We start from the raw sequence: 24,824 nt of genomic DNA, 5'->3' as shown, positions 1-24,824 counted from the left end.
CGAAAAGGTATCGAATCGCGCATGCTGCAGCGCAATAATCACTCACAAGGGGACAACCGCGCACTCAAACGCCGGCGACGTGCTCTACCATGCAGTAAGACGCGTCCATCTTCCGATCCCGCCATGACCGAAGCTGCCACCCACCGCGTGTTCAACCAGGTGCCCGATCTCGCGCACTACAACCTGTTCGCCACCGATCCGGCGCTGCGCGGCGCGCTGGAACGGCTGGGAGGCGGCTGGCACGCCGGCACGCTGGGCCAGTTCGGCGCGCGCCTGGGCGAGCCGGAAGTCCAGCAATGGGCAGCCGATGCCAACCGCCACACGCCCGAGCTGCACACACACAGCCGCACCGGCGAGCGCATCGACGCCGTGGATTTCCACCCGAGCTGGCACGCGCTGCTGGCCCTGTTGCGCAGCCAGCAGCTGCAGGCCCTGCCCTTCGCGCAGCCGCGCGCGGGCGCATGGGTGGCGCGCACCGCCGGCTACTTCCTGCAGGCGCAGGTGGAATCCGGCTCGCTGTGCCCGCCGACCATGACCTTCGCCAGCATCCCGGTGCTGCGCAAGGAAACCGCATTGTTTGCCGAGCTTGAGCCGCGGTTGTATGCGACCGAACACGATGCGCGCGACCTGCCGTGGCGCAGCAAGAGCGCGATCATGATCGGCATGGGCATGACCGAGAAACAGGGCGGCTCGGACGTGCGCGCCAACACCACCGTGGCGCGCGCGGTGCGCGGCGAGGGCCGCGGCGCGGAATACGCGCTGACCGGGCACAAGTGGTTCTTCTCCGCGCCGATGTGCGATGCGCACCTGGTGGTCGCGCGCATGGGCGCCGAAGACGGCCCGCTGTCGTGCTTCTTCGTGCCGCGCTTCCGCGACGACGGCAGCAAGAACGCGGTGCTGATCCAGCGGCTCAAGGACAAGCTAGGCAACCGCTCCAATTCCAGCAGCGAGGTGGAGTTCCGCGACGCCACCGGCATCCTGATCGGCGAGGAAGGCCGCGGCATCCCGACCATCATCGAGATGGCCACCAGCACGCGGCTGGACTGCGTGATCGGCAGTGCCGCGATCCTGCGCGCCGCCTTTGTGCAGGCGCTGCACCATGCGCGCCACCGCAGCGCCTTCGGGCGCCTGCTGGCCGACCAGCCGCTGATGCGCAATGTGCTGGCCGACCTGGCGCTGGAATCCGAAGCGGCCACGCTGCTGATGATGGAACTGGGCCACGCCTTCGAGCACGCTGACGATGATCCGCTCGCGGCGTCGTGGAAGCGCGTGGTCACCCCCGCGGCCAAATTCTGGGTCTGCAAGCGCACGCTGGAAGCCACCGGCGAAGCCATGGAAGTCTGGGGCGGCAACGGCTACGTGGAAGAAGGCCCGATGGCGCGGCTGTACCGCGAGGCGCCGGTCAACTCGATCTGGGAAGGCTCGGGCAACATCATGTGCCTGGACGTGCTGCGCGCGATCCAGCGCAATCCCGACGATGCCGCGCGCTTGCTGCAAGACCTGTCGCGCCGCGCCGGCGGCCATCCGGCGGTGCGCGCGGAACTGGCATCGCTGCAGGCGCTGCTGCGCCAGCCGCCGGAATTGCTGGAAGCCAGCGCCCGACGCTTTGCGCAGGGGTTGGTGCTGACCGCACAGGCCGCGCTGATGCTGGCGCATGCCGATACCGAGAATGCCGAGCTGTTCGTCGCCAGCCGGCTGGGACGGCAGCACGGGCGCGTGTTCGGCACCCTGGATGCGGATGCCGACGTGCTCAAGCGGGTGTTCTCGCGCGGCTTCGAAGGCTAGCGATTCAAGCCTCCATCGATTCCAGCACCCGCAGCATCACGCGCGGCGCATAGCGGATCAGGTCATGCGCGCGCTCGCCGATCATGATCGCGGGCGCATTGATGTTGCCGCCGACCAGGGTCGGCATCACCGATGCATCGACCACGCGCAAACCCTCGACGCCGCGCACGCGCAGTTGCGGGTCCACCACCGCCATCGCATCCATGCCCATGCGGCAGGTGCCCACCGGGTGGTAGATGGTGTCGGCATGCTCGCGGATCATCTCGCGCACGGCAGCGTCGTCGCTGCCATCGGCACGCAGGCCGGCGGAATAGAGTTCGCGCCCGCCGAAGCCGGCCAGTTGCGGCTGCGCAAAGATGCTGCGCACGATGCGAACGCCGGCGACCATGTCGTCCAGGTCGCGCGCATCGCTCAGGTATTGCGGGTCGATCAGCGGCGCGCGCCGGATATCGTGCGAGGCCAGCCGCACCTCGCCGCGGCTGCGCGGGCGCAGCACACAGACATGGCAGGAATAGCCGTGGCCGAAGTTCAGCCGGCGCATGTGGTCATCGGCCATGCCGACCACGAAATGCAGCTGCAGGTCGGGCTCGGGCAGGTCCGGGCGGCTGCGCAGGAAGCCGCCTGCCTCGGCGAAGTTGCTTGACATCATGCCGGTGCGTTCGCGCCGGTAGCGCAGCATTTCAGGCACCAGCCGCGCCAGGCCGCCGAACGACACGCCGAACAATTCAGGCACGGCCACGCGCTTGTGCAGCACGATGTCCAGGTGGTCCTGCAGGTTGGCGCCCACGCCGGGCAGGTCATGCACGACGGCGATGCCATGTTCGCGCAAGTGCGCGGCGGGGCCGACGCCCGACACCATCAGCAGCTGCGGCGAGCCGAACGTGCCCGCGCACACGATCACGTCGCGGCGCGCGCGCAGCAGTTGCCGGTGGCCCTCGCGCACCACCTGCACCCCGGCCGCATGGCGGCCTTCGAAGACTATGCGCAGCGCCTGCGTATCGGTCAGCACCCGCAGGTGCGCGCGGCCGCCATTGCAGGCCCGGTCGCGCTTGTTGCCACCGTGCAGGTAGGCACGCGCCGCGTTCCAGCGCTCGCCCGCGTGCTGCGTGACCTGGTACCAGCCCACGCCCTCCTGTTCTTCGCCGTTGAAATCGTCGTTGCGCGGGAAGCCCGCCTGCTGCGCGGCCTCGATGAAGCGTTCGGCAAAGGGGTTGGGGGTGCGCAGGTCGCTCACGTGCAACGGCCCGTTGCCGCCGTGCAGCGGGTCGTCGTCGCTGCCGGCCAGGCGTTCATTGCACTCGGCGCGGCGGAAGTACGGCAGCACGTCGTCCCACGACCAGCCGTCGCAGCCGGCGGCGGCCCACGCGTCATAATCGGCGGCGCGGCCGCGCGTGTAGATCATGGCGTTGATCGAGGAACTGCCGCCCAGCCCGCGCCCGCGCGGCTGGTAGCCGCGGCGGCCGTTCAGGCCTGGCTGCGGCACGGTTTCATAGCCGTAGTTGCGTGCCCCCGCGCGCGGCAGCAGCGCGGCAAGCGCCGCGGGTGTGCGTACCAGCACATGGTGATCGTGGTGCCCGGCCTCGACCAGGGCAATGGTGTCGTCGCCGCTGTCGGCAAGCCGCCCCGCCAGCGCACAGCCCGCCGAGCCCGCGCCGACGATGACGTAGTCAAAGGTGGTTTCCATCTGTCTCCCCGCGAGTCCGCAGGCGGCGCGCGTGCGTGAGCCGGGCCGCGCCGGTGCATGCGCGCCCTGTCCGTCCAGCGGATGGCAAGCTGTGAGATTCAGTGTAGGCGCTAGCCCGGACGGTGGAGAAGCCCGGTGGCGCGGGCCGCCGGCGCTGCGCAGACGGGCGTTTGAATTGTCCTTCTGGTAGGAAACTTCCATTGCCATGGCTGGCACGCTACCTTATCGTGCGCGGGAACACGCGGACCGCTGCAGCGCCACTCGCCGCGATCCACATCCACTTTCCCCGCACGTCCCTTGCCCAGGAGCGCAGCAATGCGAGAAGTCCCCGACCTGTCGTCCGTCTTTGGCGCCATGCACGCCGCGTCGCGGCGCGACCAGCTGCCCGCCTGGGCCGTGCGCGCCGACCGCCTGCAGCGCCTGCGCCGGCTGGTGACAGAGAACGAGGCTGCCATTGCCGCCGCCATTCACGCGGACTTCACCAACCGGCCGCGCCAAGAAACTGCGCTGCTGGAGGTATTCCCGAGCCTCGGCGGCATCGACGACGCGCTGCGCCACGGCAAGCGCTGGATGCGCGTGCGCCGCGCCGCCACCGGCTTCTGGTTCCGCCCGGGCCGCTCGCGGCTGGTGCCGCAGCCGCTGGGAGTGGTGGGCATCGTGGTGCCCTGGAACTATCCGCTGTACCTGACGGTAGGGCCGCTGGCCGGCGCGCTGGCGGCGGGCAACCGCGCCATGGTGAAGCTGTCGGAATACACGCCGCGCTTTGCGGCCTTGTTCGCGCAACTGGTGCCGCAGCACTTTGCGCCGGACGAGATCATGGTGGTCAATGGCGATGCCGAGGTGGCGAGCGCCTTTACCGCGCTGCCCTTCGACCACCTGCTGTTCACCGGCTCGACCGCGGTCGGCCACCATGTGATGCGCGCGGCGGCCGCCAACCTGACCCCGGTGACGCTGGAACTCGGCGGCAAATCGCCGGCGATTATCGGCGCCGGCGCTGACCTGCCGCGTGCGGTGGAACGCATCCTGGTGGGCAAGCTGATGAACGCGGGCCAGACCTGTATCGCGCCAGACTACGTGCTGGTGCCGGAAGACCTGCGCGGGCAGCTGGTGGAGGCGGCACGCCGGTGCGTTGACCGGCTCTATCCGGACCTGGCGCGCAACCGGGACTACACCAGCATCATCAGCCCGCGCCACTTCGCGCGGCTGGCGGCGCTGGTGGATGAAGCCGCGGCGCAAGGCGCGACCGTGGTGCCGCTGTCCGATGCGCAGCCGGACGCGCACGCGCGGCGCCTGCCACCGGTGCTGCTGCTGGATGTGCCCGAAGGCGTCACGGCGATGCGGGAGGAGATCTTCGGGCCGGTACTGCCCGTGGTGACGTACCGCACCCTGGACGAGGCGGTGGACTACATCAATGCGCGCCCGCGGCCGCTGGCGCTATACCTGTTCGAGCGCGACCGCGGCGCCATCGGCCATGTGATGAGGCAGACCGTTGCCGGCGGCGTCACGGTCAACGACACCCTGTTCCATATCGCCCAGGACGGCCTGCCCTTCGGCGGGGTCGGCGCCAGCGGCATGGGCGCCTATCACGGCCAGGCGGGCTTCGACACCTTCTCCAAGGTGAAGCCGGTGTTCCACCAGGCCGGCCTGAACGGCGCAGGACTGCTCAAGCCGCCTTACGGCAAGACCTTCGAAACCATGTTGCGCCTGCTTCTGCGTTGATCAGGACACCAGCATCGGCCGCCCGAGCATGCGCGACAGCACCGCCTCGGGCGAGTGGGTGTGGTCGGAAATCGCCTGCGGCGCCAGGTAGATGGTCTGCTCCATCATCGCCCGTCCGCGCATGGCCGCGTGCAGCAGCTGGTCGCTGAAGACGATCCAGGTGGAACCCGGCGGGAAGTGGAATTCCTGCTGCGGCACCTTGGCCTGGTAATCCAGGTCGGCCTTGGCCAAGTCATGCAGCTGCAGCATGCGGTGGTCATATTCCGAGCGCTTGCGCTTGGTGATATGCAGCAGCTTCATCAGCGCCGCCTGCCCCGGCCACATGCCATGGGTCTTGGGCACGAACTTCTGCGCAAAATCGCCGAACGGCTCGCCCACGCGCCACACGCGCGCCGCGGCCGGGTCGATGTTGTGGAACACGCGCAACAGGCGCTTGCCCAACATCGGGTTGGACGGGAACGAGTCCACGTGCAGGCGGGTGTCGTCCTTGCGCCAGCTGACCGGGCGCCCGGCGATCTCGCTGGGCCGCAGCGAGGTGCCGGCGCGCGTCATGTGCGGGATGTATTCAGGGAACAGCGTGCGCACCAGCAATTCGCTGTTGTCGGCGTAGCGGCGGATCAGCGTGTACAGGTCCGCCAGGTCCTGCGGACTGCCCTGGGCGCCGCGCACCGCGGTGTCGTCGGCGCGCAGGTTGATGTTCTTGGACTTGCCGTCGGAATAGCGGCTGTCAAGGAAGCGCTCTTCGCCCGGCTGGAAGCGGAAATTCAGGTTCGGGAAGTACAGCACGGCGCCCTGCTCCAGCTCGCGGCGCAGCGTGGCGCGTTCTTCGGCCGTGACCTGCGGCGCCCAGTCGGCATATGGCTGCGGGCGGATCAGGTTGAGCTGGCCGGCGGCGGGCGGCTGGGTTGAGGTCGAGGGGGCAAGGACAGGCGCTTCGGACATGGCATCCTCTGGAAACGGTCACCAGTGTTTGGGGTCGGCCGCCGGCGTGGCGGCTGGGGATGGCGGGATTTTACTCCCTGCCGTCAGCCGTGGCGCCGGCGTCACGCGGCGACTGGACCAGGATCAAGCCCGCGTAAAAAAACCCCGCGGGCCCTTGCGGGCCGGCGGGGCTTGCCGTCAGTGCTGCTGGCGCGGGTGGCGCTTACAGGCCGGCCGCGGCGCGCAGGGCAGCCGCCTTGTCGGTGGCTTCCCAAGAGAATTCCGGCTCTTCGCGGCCGAAGTGGCCGTAGGCAGCAGTCTTCTCGTAGATCGGGCGCAGCAGGTCCAGCATCTGCACGATGCCCTTCGGGCGCAGGTCGAAGTGCTCCTGCACCAGCTCGGCGATCTTGGCGTCGGGGATCTTGCCGGTGCCTTCGGTGTAGACCGTCACGTTGATCGGGCGGGCCACGCCGATGGCGTAGCTGACCTGCACCTGGCACTGGCGCGCCAGGCCCGAAGCCACCACGTTCTTGGCAACGTAGCGCGCGGCGTAGGCGGCCGAGCGGTCGACCTTGGACGGGTCCTTGCCCGAGAACGCGCCGCCACCGTGCGGCGAGGCGCCGCCGTAGGTATCGACGATGATCTTGCGCCCGGTCAGGCCGCAGTCGCCCTGCGGGCCGCCGATGACGAAGCGCCCGGTCGGGTTCACCAGGTACTTGGTTTCCTTCAGCATCTCGGCCGGCAGCACCGGCTTGATGATTTCCTCGATCACGGCTTCGCGGATCTGGGCCTGGGTGATGTCCGGCGAATGCTGGGTCGACAGCACCACGGTATCCACGCTGTGCGGCTTGCCGTCGACATAACGCACCGTCACCTGCGACTTGGCGTCCGGGCGCAGCCAGGGCAGGCGGCCGTCGCGGCGCAGCAGCGACTGGCGCTCGACCAGGCGGTGGGCGTAGTAGATCGGGAACGGCATCAGTTCCGGGGTCTCGTCGCAGGCGTAGCCGAACATCAGGCCCTGGTCGCCGGCACCCTGGTTCAGGTAGTCGTCGGAGGCGCGGTCCACGCCTTGGGCGATGTCGGGCGATTGCTTGTCATAGGCGACCAGCACCGCGCAGCCCTTGTAGTCGATGCCGTAATCGGTGTTGTCGTAGCCGATGCGCTTGATCGTGTCGCGCGCGATCTGGATATAGTCGACGTTGGCGGTCGTGGTGATTTCCCCAGCCAGCACCACCAGACCGGTGTTGCAAAGCGTCTCGGCCGCCACACGCGCGTACTTGTCCTGGGCCAGGATGGCGTCGAGGACGGCGTCGGAAATCTGGTCGGCGACCTTATCGGGATGGCCTTCGGAGACGGATTCCGAAGTAAAAAGGAAGTCGTTTGCCACGAACTTATTCTCCAGGTTGGCTATTGCGTGCCAGCCCGATCGGTTCATGGCGGCGACGCTTTAGCGGTATTTCAAGCAGCCCGGTTAGAGCCGCATCGCCCCGCAAGTTGTCAGTTAACTCGGCGATACACGCTATTATACGCGCCTGCCGGGCTCGTTGCAGCGCGCCAACGGTACGGTACGGCACCCTGCCAACCAGCCGGGGGCACCGTGCCCAGATGAATCCGATGACGGCACGCTGCGCGCGGAACTGAATACCGCCATAGAAAAAACGCTGCCTGCCCGTCTGTTCCCCGGCACAGACCCGTAGCAGACCCGCTTTTCGCGCCTGATGACCTTTTTATTCTGGCTGATCTCCCGTTTTCCCCTGCGGCTGCTGCAAGCCGCGGGCGGCGCGCTCGGACTGCTGAGCGCGCGCCTGCCCGGCCGCTACGGCCAGCGCCTGCGGGAGAACTTCCGCCAGGCGTTTCCCGACGCCACCGATGCGATGATCGACGAAGCGGCCCGTTCGGCCGGACGCATGATCGTCGAGATGCCCTACTTCTGGAGCCGCAGCAAGATCGGTGCGAAGCTGCATGGCTTTGACGACTACCTGTGGCCCGAGCTGGGCAAGCTGCAGGCGCGCGGCAAGGGCATCATCATCCTGACCCCGCACCTGGGCTGCTTTGAAGTGCTGCCGCAGTCCCACGCGCTGCAGCGCCCGGTCACCGCCCTGTTCAAGCCGCCGCACCAGCCCTGGCTGCGCGACTGGATCGAAAAAATGCGCACCCGCCCCGGCATGCACATGGCGCCGGCCACGCCGCGCGGTGTGCGCATGCTGGTCAAGGCACTCAAGCGCGGCCAGGCGGTGGGCATCCTGCCCGACCAGGTGCCCAGCGGCGGCGAGGGCAACTGGGCGCCGTTCTTCGGCAAGCCGGCCTATACCATGGCACTGGTGCACCGGCTGCAGCAGCTGACCGGCGCGCCGGTGGTGGCGGTCTTTGCCGAGCGCCTGCCGCGCGGCGCCGGCTATCGCGGCCACCTGCGCGTGATCAACGACGGCGGCATGCTGCCGGACGATCCTGCCGCCGCTGCCGCGGTCATCAACCGGACTATCGAGGAACTGGTGGGCCTGTGCCCCTCGCAGTACCTGTGGGCTTACAACCGCTACAAGCAACCCGCCGGAGCGGGTACCCCGGACGCGCCGGGCAATGATACCGAGCCGGCCACTGATCGATCGATTTCATGAGCCGTGTGTTCACGTGGCTTGGCATCGGCTTGCTGACGGTGCTGGGCAAGCTGCCATATCCGTTCGTCGCGCGCTTCGGCGAGGCGCTGGGAAGCCTGCTCTACCTGGTGCCGAGCGAGCGGCGCCGCGTGGTGCAGGCCAACCTGCGCCTGTGTTTCCCGGACCGGACCGAGGCCGAAATCGATGAACTGTCGCGGCAGAGCTTCCGCATCCTGTTCCGCAGCTTTGCCGAACGCGGCATCTTCTGGACCGGCAGTGAGGCGCAGATGCGCCGCTGGGTGCAGATCGACGACCAGGCCGGCCTGGTGGCCCTGGATGGCACCCCGCATATCCTGGTGACGCTGCACCTGTCGGGCGTGGAAGCCGGTGCGATCCGACTCACCATCGACCTGCGCGAGCATCTCGGCCGCTCCGGCGCATCGCTCTATACCAGGCAGAAGAACGACCTGTTCGACCACTTCCTGAAGCACGCGCGCGGGCGCTTCGGCGCCAACATGATCTCGCGCAACGACAGCGCGCGCGACATCCTGCGCTGCCTGAAGAAGGGCGAGGCCCTGCAACTGATCGCCGACATGGATTTCGGCGAGCGCGACTCGGAGTTCGTGCCGTTCTTCGGCGTGCAGGCGCTGACACTGACCTCGGTGTCGCGGCTGGCGCGCCTGACCGGGGCCAAGGTCGTGCCGATCTACACCGAGATGCTGCCCGACTACCAGGGCTATGTGCTGCGCATCCTGCCGCCCTGGGAAGACTACCCCGGCGCAAGCGTCACCGACGACACGCGCCGCATGAATGCCTTCTTCGAGGACTGCATCCGCCCGCGCGTACCCGAGTACTACTGGGTGCACAAGCGCTTCAAGCACCGCCTGCCGGGCGAGCCCGAGATCTACTGAGCGCGCCGGCACGTCCGGCGCCGCGCAGCTACAATCCCCACCATGAAACTCCAGTTCACCAAGATGCACGGCGCGGGCAACGACTTTGTCGTGCTCGACGGCATCCACCAGCAGATCGACCTGACCCCGGCGCAATGGCGTGCGCTGGCCAGCCGGCATTTCGGCGTTGGCGCTGACCAGATCCTGATCGTTGAAAAGCCGTCCCGCCCCGATGTCGACTTCCGCTACCGGATCGTCAATGCCGATGGCAGCGAGGTGGAGCACTGCGGCAACGGCGCGCGCTGCTTTGTGCGTTTTGTCACCGACAAGGGCATGACCGACAAGCGCTCGGTGCGCGTCGAAGTGATGAACGGCGTCATTACCCTGACGCTGCAGGACGACGGCCAGGTCACGGTGGACATGGGTGCGCCCGAACTGGAACCGGCGCGCGTGCCGTTCCGTGCGGAAGGCCTGCCCACCCGCGCGGAAGGCGCGGACACGCTGTACGGCCTGGAGGTCAACGGCCGCACCGAATGGATCTCGGTGGTATCGATGGGCAATCCGCACGCGGTGCAGGTGGTGGACGACGTGGAGAACTTCCCGGTGCTGCAGGACGGCCCGGTGGTGGAGCACCATGCCGCCTTCCCCAACCGCGTCAATGCCGGCTTCATGCAGGTGCAGGACCGCCATGCCATCCGGCTGCGCGTCTACGAACGCGGTGCCGGCGAAACCCTGGCCTGCGGCACCGGCGCCTGCGCGGCCGTGGTGGCCGGCATCCGGCGCGGCCTGCTGGACTCGCCGGTGCGGGTGCATACCCACGGCGGCGATCTGACCATTGCCTGGGATGGCGGCGCGGAACCGGTGCGCATGACCGGCCCGGCCACCACCGTGTTTGAAGGCAGCATTGACCTGGCAGCCCTGCCGGCCTGACCATAGGGGCTGTGCGCCCCTGTCCACACGCCCCGCATTCCTTGCCGCGGAGCCCCGGCCGGGGCGCTCATTCCCTTGATCTTGCTGGTCAGACCGATGGAGCGCCCATGCCGCTGGACGATTTCCGCATTACCTCAGGCAAGCGTTTTCGCCTTGCCGACTTCGACCCGGGCAGCAAGCCGCTGTCGTGCGGCAAGAAAGAAGAAGACCTGGCCCGCATCATCGAGCTGAGCAACGCCCTCGACGCGCAGCAGGATATCTTCTACGCCGAGCACCGGCGCAGGCTGCTGGTGGTGCTGCAGGGCATGGATACCAGCGGCAAGGACGGCACCGTGCGCGGCGTGTTCCGCAGCTTCGATCCGCTGGGCATCCGCGTGGTGGGCTTCAAGTCCCCGTCGCCGGAGGAACTGGCGCGCGACTTTCTATGGCGCATCCACCTGCAGGTTCCGAAGACGGGCGAGATCGTGGTCTTCAACCGCAGCCACTATGAAGACGTACTGATCACGCGCGTGCACAACTGGATCGACGCCGCCGAGTGCGAGCGGCGCTTCCGCCAGATCCGGGACTTCGAGTCGATGCTGACCGAGACCGGCACCACCATCGTCAAGTGCTTCCTGCACATATCCCGCGACGAGCAGAAGGCACGGCTCGAAGCGCGCCTGGCGGATCCGGAGAAACACTGGAAGTTCGACACCAACGACCTCGCCCAGCGCAAGCACTGGAAGGCCTACATGGACGCCTACGAGGCTGCCATCATGGCGACCAGCACGCCCGAATGCCCGTGGTACGTGGTGCCGGCCGACTCCAAGACACACCGCAACCTGATGGTGGCGGAGATCCTGACCAGGGTCTTCGAGGACCTGAAGCCGGCCTACCCGCCCGCCCGGCCGGAACTGGCCAGTACCAAGGTCGACTGAGCCGCCCGGCCGCCTCAGCCACCGTTGCCGCGGTGCACGTCGTGCGTGACGAAGGGGTGCTCGCGGCTGGGCATCGCCAGCCATTGGGGGTGGCGCAGGGTCTGGCGGATATCGTCCAGCCCGCTGGTCCAGTGCTCATGCATGGTGAGCGCGCCGAACTGGTAGTCCTTGGCCAGGTTCTCGAACGACTTGTCGCGGTAGATCAGCTGGATTACGTTGCGGCGCGCGTCGCAGGCCTGCTCCGCCGCGCGGCGGTACCAGGCGTTGTCGCGCTTTGACGGCGGCACCAGCGCCATCACCTCGTTGAGCATGCGGCGCATGTTCTGCTGCTCGCGCATGTAGTCGGTAATGGCCCGCGTGCGGCTGGAGTACTGGATGTCCTTCTGGCGCTCGGCCACGTCGACCAGGTCGTGCGGCAGCTTGCCGCGCGCGCTCCACAGGTCGACCTGGAAAATCAGCGCGTCGCGCCGCGGCTGCGCCGTCAGCACCTCGGCCAGCGGCGTGTTCGATACCAGCCCGCCATCCCAGTAGTACTCGCCATCGATCTCCACCGCCGGAAAGCCCGGCGGCAGCGCGCCCGAGGCCATGAAATGCTCGGGGCAGAGCTTGTCGCGGGTATTGTCGAAGTAGGCGAAATTGCCGGTGCGCACATTGACCGCCCCCACCGAGACGCGCATCAGGTCGGGGCGGTGGTTGATCAGGTCGAAGTCGGCAAAACGCTCGAGCGTCGCCTTCAGCGGCGTGGTGTCGTAGAAGCTGACATGGCTCGGGTCCGAGTAGCGCGACATCAGCTCCGGCCAGCCGCGCGGCTGGAAGAAGCCACGCTGGCCTTCCAGCATGGCACGCGCTGCATGCAGGCCATCGAACCAGATCCGCATTGGCTCGGGCCAGCCTTCGGCATGGTCGGCGAACCAGGAATGCGACAGGCTGGGCAGCCACGGCTGCGCGCAGATGTACTCCCAGAAGGCGCGCAGTTGTTCCACGCGGCGCCGGGGCGGATTGCCGGCGATGATGGCGGCGTTGAGCGCACCGATCGAGATGCCGGCAACCCAGTTCGGGTAGATGCCGCCCTCGGCAAGGCCCTGGTACACGCCGGCCTGGTAGGCCCCGAGCGCGCCGCCGCCCTGCAGCACCAGCGCGCGCACGGCATAGGCCTCGTGCGCCGGCCGGTCCGGGGCCTTGGCGGCCCGGCGCACCGGCTTGCGCGGCTGCACCTGCGCGCCGCGTTCGGCCAGGGAATCGGCATTGGCGCCGCTTTCAGCCTTGGCCTGCGTTGGCTGCCGTGCCATCTGCCGTGCCGTCTTTTCCTGCCGCTCTTGCGGCACTTGCCGTACTTGCCGCTCCTGCCGTTCTTTTTCCGCCACGCCGCGCTCCTGCCGATTGGAAAGTCCGCCTGTCCGCCAGATGCTGAACGGGCGCCGCTTGGCGGCGCCCCTTGCCATCAACGGTTTCAGACGCCGTAGCGCTGACGATAGGCCGCCACCGCCTCGCGCGAGGCCGACAGCGCGGGGTCCTGCGACGCATCGAGGTAAGCCAGCAGGTCCTTCAGGCTGGCGATGGCGATCACCGGGATGCCATACTCACGCTGCACGTCCTGCACGGCGGAATGGGTGCCGACCTGCTCGGCGGTACCGCTCTTCTCCATGCGGTCCAGTGCGATCAGCACCGCGGCCGGCTCGGCGCCGGCGGCGCGGATCATGTTTACCGATTCGCGCACCGAGGTACCGGCGGAGATCACGTCGTCGACGATGACCACCTTGCCCTGCAGCTTGGCCCCGACCAGCGTGCCGCCTTCGCCGTGGTCCTTGGCTTCCTTGCGGTTGTAGGCGAAGCCGACGTCACGTCCCATGCCAGCCAGCGCCACCGCGGTGGCCGACGCCAGCGTGATGCCCTTGTAGGCCGGCCCGAACAGCACGTCGAACTGCACGCCCGAGGCCAGCAGCGTTTTGGCATAGAATTGCGCCACCTCGCCCAGCATCGCACCCTGGTTGAACAGGCCGGCATTGAAGAAGTAAGGCGACTTGCGGCCGGCCTTGGTGACGAACTCGCCAAACGACAGCACGCCCGCATCGAGCGCAAAGCGGATAAAGGTCTGGCTGAGATCGGCACCCGCGGGCGGTTTCTGCTGCGTCATCATTTCTCTCTGAATTCAAAATTTCCCCGAATGTTACGGATTATCAGCGCCAACCTCAACGGCATCCGCTCCGCGTCGAAGAAGGGCTTTTTCGACTGGATGGGCAAGCAGGACGCGGACATGGTCTGCGTGCAGGAACTGAAGGCCCAGGAGGCCGACATGACCGAAGCGTTCCTGGCGCCACATGGCTACCATGGTTTTTTCCATTACGCCGAGAAGAAGGGCTACAGCGGCGTGGGCCTGTACACGCGGCACAAGCCGGAGCGGGTGGTCACCGGCTTCGGTAATTCCGAGTTCGACAGCGAGGGCCGCTACGTCGAAGTGCAGTATCCGCACCTGGCAGTGATCTCGGTCTACGTGCCGTCGGGTTCCAGCGGCGAGGAACGCCAGCTTGCCAAGTTCCGCTTCATGGAAGCGTTCCTGCCGCACCTGTTGCAACTCAAGGCGAGCGGGCGCGAGATCGTGCTGTGCGGCGACGTCAACATCGCGCACAAGGAAATCGACATCAAGAATTGGAAGGGCAACCTGAAGAACTCAGGCTTCCTGCCGGAGGAGCGCGCCTGGATCGGCGAACTGTTCGACGTCCATGGCTATGTGGACGTGTTCCGCAAGCTGGATCCGCGCCCCGAGCAGTACACGTGGTGGAGCAACCGCGGCCAGGCCTATGCCAAGAACGTGGGATGGCGGATCGATTACCACCTGGCCACGCCGAAGATCGCCGATACCGCGCGGCTTTGCTCGATCTACAAGGACGAGAAGTTCAGCGACCACGCGCCGCTGTCGATCGATTACGACTATCCGCTCTGAGCGCAGCCATCAGGCCGCCCGGACCTCCTCAAGCAGTTCCGGGTGGCGGTCCAGCAGCCTGAGCAGTTTTACCAGCGCAAGCGGCGGCTTGGTCCGGCCAGTCTCGTAGCGCGAGAATGCATTGACCCCGCCGCCGAAGATCTCTGCGGCTTCGCGCTGGTCGAGGTGGAGTTTCTTGCGGACTTGCATGATGTAAGTCGGATCGACAAGCGAGGCGTTGACTTGCTTGTTGAAGGCGAGCGCCAGCGGTCCGATCCGCTCTTCCTCTTCCTGGCCCAGCACACCTTCTCCACACTGAGCACACCAGTCGGCAAGGACCGCTTCGATTACCGTGGACTCGCCACGGTAGGTATAGACAAAGTCTTTCCGCCCCCTTTCGAGTTCGGCGCCTCCACATACTGGGCATCGCATAGACAGCTCCTCTGGCAAGGCGGCGCACGCGCTAGCGCGCCTTGAACGACACAATCAGGACTTCCTCGGTCACCGTCAGCTTCAGGTATATCGCTCCATACGATGTGCATGGGCGATACACATCCTGCCAGACGGTATGGTCGACGTAGGTCGTCATGCTTTTGTAGAAGTCGGCGGGCTGGATCCTGGCGACTACATCAAGGACGTCGCCGCGGGTGAGACACATGTTCCTGGCGCCCTGGAACGCTGCCATCGTCAAGCTGACCCGCCCTGCCGCAATCAACTCCCGGACCCGCCACAGCGGGTAATGCGCCGTTCCCTTCCCCATGCAAATTAACCTACTTGGTTAGATGCTGCAAGCCGCGAACTGTGCCGAATCGCAATAATCCAATCCGTACAAACCCCTGCGACCGGCCCCCATCCCCGCTACAATGCAGGTTCCCCACAGCGCCCGGCAGGGGAGATTTCTCATATCCAAAGCATTCCCCCGCACTTCATTGAGTGAGTCAGCCATGGTTTTCAAAGTGTTCGTCGATGGTCAGGAAGGCACCACCGGTCTCCGGCTGCTTGACTATCTTTCCGGCCGTTCCGACGTGGAACTGCTGCGCATTGCCGATGACAAGCGCAAGGACCCGGCCGAACGAGCACGATTCCTGAATGCCGCCGACGTCGCCTTCCTGTGCCTGCCCGATGTGGCCTCGCGCGAGGCGGTATCGCTGGTGACCAACCCGAACACCTGCGTGATCGACGCCAGCACGGCGTTCCGCACCGCCGACAGCTGGGCCTACGGCCTGCCCGAGCTGGCGCGCGGCCAGCGCGAGAAGATCCGCGACAGCAAGCGCATTGCGGTGCCGGGCTGCCACGCCAGCGCCTTCGTGCTGGCAGTGCGTCCGCTGGTGGACGCCGGCGTGCTGCCGGCCGACTACCCGGTTTCGGCGTTCTCGCTGACCGGCTACAGCGGCGGCGGCAAGTCGATGATTGCCGAGTTCGAAGCCGGCGGTAACCCGAAGCTGGACAGCCCGCGTCCGTACGCGCTGGGCCTGGAACACAAGCACCTGCCCGAGATGCGCGTGCAGGCCGGCCTGGCGCAGGCGCCGGTCTTCAACCCGATCGTCGGCAACTTCCTGAAGGGCCTGGCGGTGACGGTGCCGGTGTTCACGGACCGGCTGGCGCGCAAGGTCAGCGCTGAGCAGATCGTCGAGATCTACCGCAAGCACTATGAAGGCGAGCAGTTCGTGCGCGTGATGCCGTACAACAGCGCCGACAACCTCGACGGCGGCTTCTTCGACGTGCAGGCCAACAACGACACCAACCGTGTCGACCTGTTCGTGTTCGGCAATGCCGAGCGCCTGAACCTGGTGGCTCGCCTGGACAACCTGGGCAAGGGCGCGGCCGGCGCCGCGGTGCAATGCATGAACGTGCATGTGGGCGCCGACGAGGCCACGGGGCTGCGCGCCTGACGCTGCAGCCAGCCCTGAATGAGGAAAAAGCCGGCATTGCCGGCTTTTTTCATTGGCGTCAGCGGACCGCTCAGCGTTGCAGCGGCTTTTGCCGGTCGTCGTCGCCGCTGTCCACCGGCGCGCCGCCCAGGCCCGCCATATTGGCGCGGTATGGCGGCAGCTTCTCCACCGTGGTATTGCTCGCGCGCGCATAGAGCGGCAGCACCTCCGGCAGGTGCTTCTCCAGGTCGGCGATGCGGCTCCGCCCGGACGGATGCGTGGACAGGAACTCGGTGCCGGACTGGCTCACCTTGCCCATTTTCTGCCACAGCGACACCGCGGCGCGCGGATCATAGCCGGCGCGCGCGGCGATATCCATGCCGATCAGGTCCGCCTCGGATTCATCCGCACGCGAGAAGCGCAGCGTCAGCAGGTGGGCGCCGGTGCCGAGCGCCATATTGCCAAGGTTGCCGAAGCCGAACAGCTGCGAGATCACGTTGGCGCCGAGGTTGGTGATCTCGGACTTGGCGGCGCGCTCGCGCGCATGCTCCTGCAGCGCGTGGGCGATCTCGTGGCCCATCGCCATGGCGATCTCATCGTCGGTCAGCTTGAGCTGGTCGAGCAACCCGGTATAGAAAGCGATCTTGCCGCCCGGCATGCAGAACGCATTGACCTGCCTGGAGCCGATCAGGTTGATCTCCCACTGCCACTGCCGCGCGCGCTCGTTCCAGCGTGCGGTCTGCGGCAGCAGCCGCTTGCCGATCGTGCGCAGGCGCACCAGCTGCGGGTTGTCGGCGGCGGCCAGTGCATGCTTGGCGATGGCTTCCTGCTTGAGCTGCTCGTATTCCTGCGCGGCCTGCTGCTCGATGGCCTCGACCGGCACGATCTTGCGCACGGCCGAGCCGCTGCGGTCCAGCCGGATGCCGCCAGCCTCGCTGTCCTGCGCCTGGGCGGGCAGGCACCAGGCCATGGGCGCCGCCACCGCGGCCAGCGCCAGCGCGCGGACCAGCCGGTCACGGGTAGGACGCTGAACACCTTGCAGGCGGCGGAGCATTTGCGGTTCCTCGGACGCAGTGGAAGACCAGGCAGGCGGATCGGTGATCCGCGGCAACGATGCCGTGCCGCATGTGGCGGGCAGGCAAACAGGTGATGCAATAATACACGGCGCCCGCGCAGCCGCGCGGCGCTTCACGCCGGCCCGTTCATGACCTTCCAGACCTATCTCGATATCTTCCGCAACCGCCGCATCGGCGCCATGCTGGCGCTGGGCTTCGCCTCCGGGCTGCCGCTGGCGCTGACCTCCGGCACCCTGCAGGCATGGATGACGGTCGAGGGGCTGGATATCAAGACCATCGGCTTCTTCTCGCTGGTGGGCCAGGCCTATATCTTCAAGTTCCTGTGGGCGCCGCTGATGGACCGCTACACGCCGCCGCTGCTGGGGCGCCGGCGCGGCTGGCTGCTGGTGACGCAGCTGGGGCTGGTGCTGGGCATCGCCGGCATGGCCTTCTGCCCGCCGCGCGAGGCGCTGTGGACGCTGGCGGCGCTGGCCACGCTGGTGGCCTTCCTGTCGGCCTCGCAGGACATCGTCTTCGACGCCTACAGCACCGACGTGCTGCGCCCGCCCGAGCGCGGCGCCGGCGCGGCGGTCAAGGTGCTGGGCTACCGGCTGGCGATGCTGGTCTCGGGCGGCCTGGCGTTGTGGCTGGCCGACCGCGTGCTGGGCTGGCAGCAGACCTACCTGCTGATGGCGGCGCTGATGGGCGTGGGTATCGTCACGCTGCTGTGGGCACCGGAACCCGACGTGCCCGCACGCGCGCCGCGCTCGCTGGAAGAGGCGGTGGTCGGGCCGCTGCGCGACTTCTTTGGCCGCCAGGGCGCGTGGTGGCTGCTGCTGCTGATCGTGCTGTACAAGCTCGGCGACGCCTTTGCCGGCAGCCTGTCGACCACCTTCCTGATCCGCGGCGTGGGCTTCTCGGCGGGCGAGGTGGGCATCGTCAACAAGACCCTGGGGCTGGCCGCCACCATCATCGGCGCGCTGTTCGGCGGCACGCTGATGGTGCGCCTGGGCCTGTACCGCTCGCTGATGCTGTTCGGCGTGCTGCAGGCGGTGTCTAACCTGGGCTACTGGATCCTCGCGGTGACGCCGCCGCACCTGTGGACCATGGGAGCGACCATTGCGGTCGAAAACCTGTGCGGGGGCATGGGCACGGCGGCCTTCGTGGCGCTGCTGATGACGCTGTGCAACCGCTCGTTCTCGGCCACGCAGTACGCGCTGCTGTCGGCGCTGGCGTCGGTGGGCCGGGTCTATGTGGGGCCCACTTCCGGCTATATGGTCGAGGCCTGGGGCTGGGCGCCGTTCTACCTGGGCACCGTGGTGGTGGCGCTGCCCGGCGTGATGCTGCTCTGGGCCATGCGCCACACCGTGCATCGCTACGAGGCCCAGGCGCGCGAAGCGATCGCCTGAGCCCGCGCCTGCCTCACTCCTTGTAGTAGACGATCTGGTGCGAGCTGGCGATCAGCTCGCCGCCGGCGCTCCATAGCTGCGCGCGCTGGTCGAAGAAGCCCTGCCTGAACACCTGCGCCTGCGCGCTGGCCAGCACGTGGCTGTCGCCCAGCGCCGCCAGCGTGGCCGCGTCGGCATGGAAATAGGTGGTCATCGACACCGTGCCGGCCGGCACGAAGCCCGCGCGCTTGAGGAAGATGCGCGGGTAGAAGCTGTCGGCCCAGGCCGCCACCGCGGCAAAGTCCGGCGTGCGCGCCGGCGCGTCGCGCAGCCAGAACTGCGTCAGGCTGTCCGGGTGCTCGGTGCCGGCCTCGGCGGTCGGCTTGGCGCCGCGCACCGGGCGCATGTCGTAGGACTTGAGCCAGCGCACCGGCGCAAACCCGCTCATCGCCACGAGGGCTTCGGCCGCCGGCACCTCCGGCATCAGCGCCTCGCCGCAGGCCCAGGTCTCGCGGCGCACCGCAAACATGGCGGTGGCGGTGGTGGCCACGGCATCGCCCTGGCGCAGCTCCAGCGTCCAGTGCTGGGTCGAGCGGTTGGTGCGCACCGGGCGCGCCTCGATCTCGAACGGGCCCTCGGCGATCGGCCCGGCAAAGTTGACCGTCAGCGAGACCGGGTCGCCCAGGCGCTGCGGATGGTCCAGCGCCGCCTGCAGCAGCGTGGCGGCGGTGATGCCGCCGAACGGACCGATCATGTTCCAGTACTCGGGCGTGGTGCGGCCCAGGAAGCGGTGCTCGCCGGCCGGCTCCAGCGCCAGCGCGTCGTCAAAGGGATGGAGCGGCCTGGCGGCGGTGGCCGCCCGGGTCTGGGGCGCAGTGGACATGGCTGGTATGGGTTGGTGACTCGCAGGGAATAGCACGATCGTTCGATCGTGCTGCCTACACTAACCGTAGTCAGCGTTCGGGTCAAGACGCCAATATTCCAGCCGCTGGCACCGTGGTGCCCGCATCAGCCTTGCACCCGCCGCCGCAGCGGCAGGCTCCAGCCCAGCTGGTTGGCGACCACGCCCAGCAGCACCAGCGCCATGCCGGCGATCTGCAGCGGGCCCAGCACCACGCCGAACACCATCACGTCGATCACGATCGCCACCAGCGGATAGATAAAGGACAGTGTGGCGATCGACACCACGTTGAGCCGCTGGAACGCGCCATACAGCAGCGTGTACATCACGCCCGTATGCACCAGCCCCAGCGCCAGCAGCGCGGCCCAGGTGCCGGTGCCATAGCTGCCGGCCGCGGGATGTGCCAGCGGCGCCAGCATCAGCACGCCCAGCACCATCTGCAGCCCGGCGATCTGGCCTGGCGGGATGGCCTGCAGCCGCCGCGTGGCCAGGGTCGTCACCGCATACAGCAGTGCCGCCAGCAGGCCCAGGCCGATGCCGGCCAGCATCGCAGTGCCAGTGGCGCCATGCTCCAGCCCGGTGATCAGCATCACCCCGGCAAAGGCCAGCACCAGCCATGGCAGCCGCGCGAACGGGAACGGCTCGCGCTGGATCACCGAGGTCAGCAGCAGCAGGAAGAACGGCTGGGTGTGGTAGACCACCGTGGCAATGGCGATGCCGCTGTACGCATACGCCGAGAACAAGGCCAGCCAGTTGAGCACCAGCGTGACGCCGCCCAGCGCCAGCCAGCCAAGCTGCGCGCGGCTCATCCGCACCCAGCCGCGCTGCAGCGTCAGCACGCCCAGCAGCGCCGCGCCGCCGAACAGGCAGCGGAAGAAGACCACATCGAGCGGCGGCTGGCCGCTGGTGACCACGAACCAGCCGATGGTACCGGACAGCAGCATGGCCGCGACCATGCGCCAGGCGCCGCCTGGCAAGGGTTGTTGCGAGGGCATGACGGACTCCGGTCAGACAATGGCCGCATTGTTCCATCATGCGATCTGCTCAACAATCCCGTCAGAGCTCAATTAGTATTTGATCTGAAGTCAAAGAAAGAGGACGTGCCATGCCGGATATGCCACTTAATGCGATGGCCGTGTTTGCGCGCGTGGTCGAGTGCGGCAGCTTTTCGGCTGCCGCACTCGACCTGGGCATGACGCCGTCGGCGGTCAGCCGGCACGTCTCCCGGCTGGAAGCCACGCTCGGCGCCAGCCTGCTGCAGCGGACCACGCGCGCCTTTGCATTGACTGAGCTGGGCCAGTCGGTCTACGCCGCCTGCGCCCGCATGACCGCGGCAGCGCGCGACGTCACCGCGCTGGCCGGCGAGCACGGCGGCACGCCGCATGGCGTGCTGCGCGTGAGCGCGCCGGTCTCGTTCGGGCAGGCCTGGCTGGCGCCGCGGCTGCCGGCGCTGCTGGCCAGATACCCGGGGCTGGACCTGCAGCTGACGCTGGCCGACCGCATGGTCGACCTGGTCGAAGAAGGGATGGACGTGGCCGTACGCATCGCGCGCGAACTGGCGCCCGGGCTGGCTGCGCGCCCGCTGCGCGAGGTGCGCTACCGGCTGGTGGCCTCGCCCGGCTACCTGGCCCGCCACGGCACGCCGGCCACGCCCGCCGACCTGCCCGCCGCACGCTGCCTGTACCTGGGCTACGGCAACTTCGGCGAGCGCTGGGCCATGCGCCACCAGGCCGGCGGCGAGAAAGTGGAGGTGCGCATCCCGCCGCGCCTGACGCTGAACAACAGCCTGGCGATCATGAGCATGGTGGAGCGCGATGCCGGCATCGGGCTGGTGCCGGACTTCTCATTGGGCGATGCGCTGGACCAGGGCCGGGTCGTCACCGTGCTGGCCGACTGGGACATCCTCGAACCCTACATCGGCACGGCCTACGCGGTCTACACGCCCACCCGGCATGTACCGCCCAAGGTGCGCGCCTTTGTCGATCACCTGGCCGGCACCGCCGACGACGCGCCGCGCTGATCACCGCGCCGACTGGCCCAGGACCCGGCGCAGCAACCACAGCATCGCGCCGCGCACGCGCACGGCATCGGCCCCGGCCTCGATCTCCAGCGCGGCCCGGTCGAATGCCGCCGACAGCAGCGGCGCCACATCGCCCTGCGGGTCCACGCCCGCGGCCTCCAGCCCCTCGCGCAGCGTGCGGGCGGCGTTGGCGTCGTCCAGCGCGAGCATTTCGCGCAGTCCCAGCACCGCCGGCCCTTCCACCAGCAGCAGGCGCGTGCGGCCCGGCACCGTCATTGCGTCCAGGTAGGCCTGCGCCCCGGCGATCAGGGCGTCCGCGGCATCCAGCCCCGCGGGCGCCGCGGCTTCAATATCGTCCGCCACCGCGGCAGCCTCCTCCGCCAGCACGTGCCGGAACAGGTCGCGCTTGTCGGCGAAATGGTGGTACAGCGCGCCGCGCGTGATGCGGGCGGCGGCGCAGATGTCAGGGGTAGAGGTCTCCCCGTAGCCGCGGCTGACAAACAGCGTGCGCGCGGCATCGAGCAGCGCCTGCCGGGTTGCCTCGGTACGTTCGCGGTTGGATCTGGCCACCATTGCCTCCTTGCATACATGCAGCCTGTATCTTAATATGGATTTACATACAGGCTGCATGTATCTGAATAACAGAGGAGCATCCATGAAAATCACCAGCTACTACCCCGTCATCATGACCGGCGAGGTTGCCGGCACGGCCGCGTTCTACCAGCGCCATTTCGGCTTTGTGGCGCTGTTCACCAGCGACTGGTACGTGCACCTGCAACTGGCCGGCGATCCGTCGGTCAACCTCGCGGTGCTGGACGGCACCCACGAGACCATCCCCGCCCCGGCCCGGGGCCAGCGCGCCAGGGGATTGCTGCTGAACTTCGAAGTGGAAGACCCGGATGCGGTCCATGACCGCCTGCGGGCGGCCGGGCTGCCGATCCTGCTGCCGCTGCGCGACGAGGCCTTCGGGCAGCGGCATTTCATTACCGCCGACCCGAACGGCGTGCTGATCGACATCATCAAGCCGATCCCGCCGTCGGGGGAGTTTGCCGCGCAGTACGAGGCGGGCGCGCTGCCCGGCTGACGCGCCTGGCTCAGGCCGCGCAGACCCGGTACACCGCCAGGCTGCCGCGCCAGTTGCCGCCCCAGTTGACGGTCACGCCTTCGTGCATCACCACGCGGTCGATCACGCGCAGGCCGACCTTGGGCGCCAGCGCCTCGAAGTCGCTGATGGTCAGCACGCGCACATTGGGCGTGTTGTACCACTGGTAGGGCAGAGATTCCGATACCGGCATGCGGCCGCGGAACACCGACAGCCGGTGCGGCCAGTAGCCGAAGTTCGGGAACGAGACGATGCACTCGCGCCCCACCCGCAGCGTGTCGCGCAGCACCTGCGCGGTGTTGTGGATGGTCTGCAGCGTCTGCGACAGGATCACCGTGTCGAAGCTCTTGTCCTCGAACAGCGCCAGCCCGCCCTCCAGGTTCTGCTGGATGACATGGACGCCCTTCTGCGCGCACGCCAGCACGCCTTCGTCGCGGATCTCGATGCCGTAGGCCTGCACGTCGAGTTCGTCCTGCAGCACGCGCAACAGGCTGCCGTCGCCGCAGCCCAGGTCGAGCACGGTGGAATGGGGTTCGATCCAGCGCGCGATCGCGCGGAAATCGGGGCGCAGCGCCAGGATATTGGGATTGGCCAGTGCGTTCATGCGCCGATCTCCTCTGCGATGCGGTCGTAGTAGGCGCGCATCAGGTTGTGATAGCGCGGGTCGTCGAGCAGGAAGGCATCGTGGCCGTGCGGCGCATCGATCTCGGCGTACGAGACCGGGCGCTTGTTGTCCAGCAGCGCCTTGACCAGCTCGCGGCTGCGGCTGGGCGCGAAGCGCCAGTCGGTGCCGAAGCTCGCCACCAGGAAGCTGGCCTGGGTCTGCGCCATCGCGCGCGTCAGGTCGCCGCCGAAGGCCAGCGCCGGGTCGAAGTAGTCGAGCGCGCGCGTGATCAGCAGGTAGGTGTTGGCGTCGAAGTATTCGGCGAACTTGTCGCCCTGGTAGCGCAGGTAGCTCTCTACCTGGAACTCGACATCGAAGGAGAAGCGGATGTCGTCGGTCTTCAGCTCGCGGCCGAATTTCTCGGCCATGTCCTCGTCCGACAGGTAGGTGATATGGCCGATCATGCGCGCCACGCGCAGGCCGCGCTTGGGCTTGACGCCATGCGCGTAGTAGTTGCCGCCGTGGAAGTCGGGGTCCGACAGGATGGCGCTGCGCGCGACCTCGTTGAAGGCGATATTCTGCGCCGACAGCTTGGGCGTGGACGCGACCACGATGCAGTGGCGCAGGCGTTCCGGGTACAGCAGGCTCCAGGCCACCGCCTGCATGCCGCCCAGGCTGCCGCCCATCACCGCGGCGAACTGCGTGATGCCGAACGCGTCGGCCACGAGCGCCTGCGCATTGACCCAGTCTTCCACCGTCACCACCGGGAACGCTGCGCCGTAGGGCGCGCCGGTGGCCGGATTGAGGCTCATCGGGCCGGTCGAGCCGAAGCACGAGCCCAGGTTGTTGACGCCGATGACGAAAAAGCGATTGGTATCGAGCGGCTTGCCGGGCCCGACCATGTTGTCCCACCAGCCCACGTCGCGCGGGTCTTCCGCATAGACGCCGGCCACATGGTGCGAGGCATTGAGCGCGTGGCACACCAGCACCGCGTTGGAGCGGGCCGCATTGAGCGTGCCATAGGTCTCGACCATCAGGTCGTAGCCGGCAATGGACGAGCCGTTGCGCAGCTTCAGCGGCTCGGCAAAGTGCATGCGCTGCGGCGCAACCACGCCGACCGAATCGGGCGGCAGGTCGAACGCGGCAGGCGCGGCGGTCGGCAGGGCGACATCAGTCATGGAATCCGGCCCGTGGCGAACGGGCATAAAAAAACCCGACCGGCATTTGCGTATAAAGCGTCGCAGCCAAGTCGGGATTCACTGGATTCCTTGCGGGATTCCGCGTGCCGGCGCCATCCACTACCGTGGAGGCATGGGGCGCCGACCCAACCTCTTTAGCCGCATTTGTAGTGGCAACCCGGAACTTGGTCCCTTGGCTGCCGCGCGCCCGCAAGCCAGTCATCAAATCGGCGCGACCGGGCAATTATAGAGCAATCGGCCCGGCATGTTGATTTAGAACCCATTTCACATTGAAGATGGGCACGCGTTCAAGCCAGGCGCGGCGCAGGCTAGGCGCGGGCCGCC

Annotated in this window: 24 protein-coding genes; 11 read left to right on the top strand and 13 right to left on the bottom strand. The window is 67.7% G+C overall.

Going from position 1 to position 24,824, the window contains the following annotated elements; all coding sequences use genetic code 11:
- Positions 1 to 123 precede the first annotated feature (123 nt).
- Complete coding sequence (locus tag AC3WRI_RS23185; RefSeq protein ID WP_010813322.1) at positions 124 to 1,785, top strand: acyl-CoA dehydrogenase family protein; 1,662 nt, start codon at positions 124 to 126, stop codon at positions 1,783 to 1,785.
- 4 nt (positions 1,786 to 1,789) lie between these two features.
- On the opposite strand, the gene AC3WRI_RS23180 is transcribed toward AC3WRI_RS23185, so the two are convergent.
- The gene (locus AC3WRI_RS23180; RefSeq protein ID WP_058698556.1) at positions 1,790 to 3,469 is read right to left on the bottom strand and encodes a GMC family oxidoreductase; all 1,680 of its coding nucleotides are present in this window, start codon (positions 3,467 to 3,469) and stop codon (positions 1,790 to 1,792) included.
- Positions 3,470 to 3,784: 315 nt separating this feature from the next.
- Here AC3WRI_RS23180 and AC3WRI_RS23175 point away from each other — a divergent pair, with 315 nt between their 5' ends.
- Entirely contained in the window at positions 3,785 to 5,188 is a 1,404-nt protein-coding gene (locus AC3WRI_RS23175; RefSeq protein WP_010813320.1) for a coniferyl aldehyde dehydrogenase, read from the top strand.
- Here AC3WRI_RS23175 and kdoO read toward each other — a convergent pair whose 3' ends face one another.
- Positions 5,189 to 6,130 (bottom strand): Kdo hydroxylase KdoO, encoded by a 942-nt coding sequence (gene kdoO / locus AC3WRI_RS23170; protein ID WP_011614413.1) that lies wholly within the window; start codon positions 6,128 to 6,130, stop codon positions 5,189 to 5,191. It lies immediately after the preceding gene.
- A 202-nt stretch (positions 6,131 to 6,332) separates the two neighbouring features.
- Positions 6,333 to 7,496, bottom strand: coding sequence for a methionine adenosyltransferase (metK, locus tag AC3WRI_RS23165; protein ID WP_010813318.1), 1,164 nt, complete (start codon positions 7,494 to 7,496; stop codon positions 6,333 to 6,335).
- 331 nt (positions 7,497 to 7,827) lie between these two features.
- On the opposite strand from metK, the gene AC3WRI_RS23160 reads away from it, so the two are divergent.
- The 4 genes from AC3WRI_RS23160 to AC3WRI_RS23145 all read left to right on the top strand — a co-directional run bounded on the left by AC3WRI_RS23160 (position 7,828) and on the right by AC3WRI_RS23145 (position 11,440).
- Positions 7,828 to 8,724, top strand: a complete 897-nt coding sequence (locus AC3WRI_RS23160; RefSeq protein ID WP_492294154.1) for a lysophospholipid acyltransferase family protein — start codon at positions 7,828 to 7,830, stop codon at positions 8,722 to 8,724.
- Positions 8,721 to 9,614 carry a lipid A biosynthesis lauroyl acyltransferase gene (locus AC3WRI_RS23155; protein WP_010813316.1) on the top strand — a complete coding sequence of 298 codons (894 nt, stop codon included), beginning with the start codon at positions 8,721 to 8,723 and terminating at the stop codon, positions 9,612 to 9,614. Before AC3WRI_RS23160 ends, AC3WRI_RS23155 begins: the two co-directional genes overlap by 4 nt.
- A gap of 42 nt (positions 9,615 to 9,656) precedes the next feature.
- Positions 9,657 to 10,523: a diaminopimelate epimerase gene (gene dapF, locus AC3WRI_RS23150; protein ID WP_011614412.1), complete on the top strand. Its 867-nt coding sequence runs from the start codon at positions 9,657 to 9,659 to the stop codon at positions 10,521 to 10,523.
- A gap of 107 nt (positions 10,524 to 10,630) precedes the next feature.
- Entirely contained in the window at positions 10,631 to 11,440 is an 810-nt protein-coding gene (locus AC3WRI_RS23145; protein WP_011614411.1) for a polyphosphate kinase 2 family protein, read from the top strand.
- 14 nt (positions 11,441 to 11,454) lie between these two features.
- On the opposite strand, the gene AC3WRI_RS23140 is transcribed toward AC3WRI_RS23145, so the two are convergent.
- Positions 11,455 to 12,729 (bottom strand): patatin-like phospholipase family protein, encoded by a 1,275-nt coding sequence (locus AC3WRI_RS23140; RefSeq protein WP_010813313.1) that lies wholly within the window; start codon positions 12,727 to 12,729, stop codon positions 11,455 to 11,457.
- A 161-nt stretch (positions 12,730 to 12,890) separates the two neighbouring features.
- The gene (pyrE, locus tag AC3WRI_RS23135) at positions 12,891 to 13,577 is read right to left on the bottom strand and encodes an orotate phosphoribosyltransferase (RefSeq protein WP_010813312.1); all 687 of its coding nucleotides are present in this window, start codon (positions 13,575 to 13,577) and stop codon (positions 12,891 to 12,893) included.
- 27 nt (positions 13,578 to 13,604) lie between these two features.
- Here pyrE and AC3WRI_RS23130 point away from each other — a divergent pair, with 27 nt between their 5' ends.
- The gene (locus AC3WRI_RS23130) at positions 13,605 to 14,381 is read left to right on the top strand and encodes an exodeoxyribonuclease III (protein WP_011614408.1); all 777 of its coding nucleotides are present in this window, start codon (positions 13,605 to 13,607) and stop codon (positions 14,379 to 14,381) included.
- Positions 14,382 to 14,390: 9 nt separating this feature from the next.
- On the opposite strand, the gene AC3WRI_RS23125 is transcribed toward AC3WRI_RS23130, so the two are convergent.
- Together AC3WRI_RS23125 and AC3WRI_RS23120 are read right to left on the bottom strand one after the other, a co-directional pair.
- On the bottom strand, positions 14,391 to 14,792 hold the full coding sequence (locus AC3WRI_RS23125; RefSeq protein WP_010813310.1) for a type II toxin-antitoxin system MqsA family antitoxin: 402 nt from the start codon (positions 14,790 to 14,792) through the stop codon (positions 14,391 to 14,393).
- 31 nt (positions 14,793 to 14,823) lie between these two features.
- The gene (locus AC3WRI_RS23120) at positions 14,824 to 15,120 is read right to left on the bottom strand and encodes a type II toxin-antitoxin system MqsR family toxin (protein ID WP_454750756.1); all 297 of its coding nucleotides are present in this window, start codon (positions 15,118 to 15,120) and stop codon (positions 14,824 to 14,826) included.
- Between the two features lie 184 nt (positions 15,121 to 15,304).
- Here AC3WRI_RS23120 and argC point away from each other — a divergent pair, with 184 nt between their 5' ends.
- The gene (gene argC, locus AC3WRI_RS23115; RefSeq protein WP_010813308.1) at positions 15,305 to 16,252 is read left to right on the top strand and encodes an N-acetyl-gamma-glutamyl-phosphate reductase; all 948 of its coding nucleotides are present in this window, start codon (positions 15,305 to 15,307) and stop codon (positions 16,250 to 16,252) included.
- A gap of 70 nt (positions 16,253 to 16,322) precedes the next feature.
- Here the strand turns inward: argC and AC3WRI_RS23110 are convergent, their stop codons facing one another.
- Positions 16,323 to 17,285, bottom strand: a complete 963-nt coding sequence (locus tag AC3WRI_RS23110) for a M48 family metallopeptidase (protein ID WP_010813307.1) — start codon at positions 17,283 to 17,285, stop codon at positions 16,323 to 16,325.
- A gap of 150 nt (positions 17,286 to 17,435) precedes the next feature.
- Between AC3WRI_RS23110 and AC3WRI_RS23105 the strand changes: the two genes are divergently transcribed.
- Positions 17,436 to 18,695 carry a muropeptide transporter gene (locus AC3WRI_RS23105; RefSeq protein WP_010813306.1) on the top strand — a complete coding sequence of 420 codons (1,260 nt, stop codon included), beginning with the start codon at positions 17,436 to 17,438 and terminating at the stop codon, positions 18,693 to 18,695.
- Positions 18,696 to 18,708: 13 nt separating this feature from the next.
- Here AC3WRI_RS23105 and AC3WRI_RS23100 read toward each other — a convergent pair whose 3' ends face one another.
- Positions 18,709 to 19,557, bottom strand: a complete 849-nt coding sequence (locus tag AC3WRI_RS23100; protein WP_010813305.1) for an acyl-CoA thioesterase — start codon at positions 19,555 to 19,557, stop codon at positions 18,709 to 18,711.
- Positions 19,558 to 19,682: 125 nt separating this feature from the next.
- Positions 19,683 to 20,570, bottom strand: coding sequence for a DMT family transporter (locus AC3WRI_RS23095; protein ID WP_010813304.1), 888 nt, complete (start codon positions 20,568 to 20,570; stop codon positions 19,683 to 19,685).
- A 110-nt stretch (positions 20,571 to 20,680) separates the two neighbouring features.
- Between AC3WRI_RS23095 and AC3WRI_RS23090 the strand changes: the two genes are divergently transcribed.
- Entirely contained in the window at positions 20,681 to 21,595 is a 915-nt protein-coding gene (locus tag AC3WRI_RS23090) for a LysR family transcriptional regulator (RefSeq protein WP_011614405.1), read from the top strand.
- Here the strand turns inward: AC3WRI_RS23090 and AC3WRI_RS23085 are convergent, their stop codons facing one another.
- Positions 21,596 to 22,168, bottom strand: a complete 573-nt coding sequence (locus AC3WRI_RS23085) for a TetR/AcrR family transcriptional regulator (protein WP_011614404.1) — start codon at positions 22,166 to 22,168, stop codon at positions 21,596 to 21,598. It lies immediately after the preceding gene.
- Between the two features lie 82 nt (positions 22,169 to 22,250).
- On the opposite strand from AC3WRI_RS23085, the gene AC3WRI_RS23080 reads away from it, so the two are divergent.
- Positions 22,251 to 22,679: a VOC family protein gene (locus AC3WRI_RS23080; protein WP_011614403.1), complete on the top strand. Its 429-nt coding sequence runs from the start codon at positions 22,251 to 22,253 to the stop codon at positions 22,677 to 22,679.
- A 10-nt stretch (positions 22,680 to 22,689) separates the two neighbouring features.
- On the opposite strand, the gene metW is transcribed toward AC3WRI_RS23080, so the two are convergent.
- Both metW and metX read right to left on the bottom strand, forming a co-directional pair.
- Positions 22,690 to 23,301: a methionine biosynthesis protein MetW gene (gene metW, locus AC3WRI_RS23075; RefSeq protein ID WP_010813300.1), complete on the bottom strand. Its 612-nt coding sequence runs from the start codon at positions 23,299 to 23,301 to the stop codon at positions 22,690 to 22,692.
- Complete coding sequence (metX, locus tag AC3WRI_RS23070) at positions 23,298 to 24,479, bottom strand: homoserine O-succinyltransferase MetX (protein WP_011614402.1); 1,182 nt, start codon at positions 24,477 to 24,479, stop codon at positions 23,298 to 23,300. The genes metW and metX overlap by 4 nt, the downstream gene beginning before the upstream one ends.
- Positions 24,480 to 24,824: the final 345 nt, after the last annotated feature.

The organism is Cupriavidus sp. FW305-27, assembly GCF_058787995.1.
This window is presented reverse-complemented; position numbering and strand designations above follow the sequence as displayed.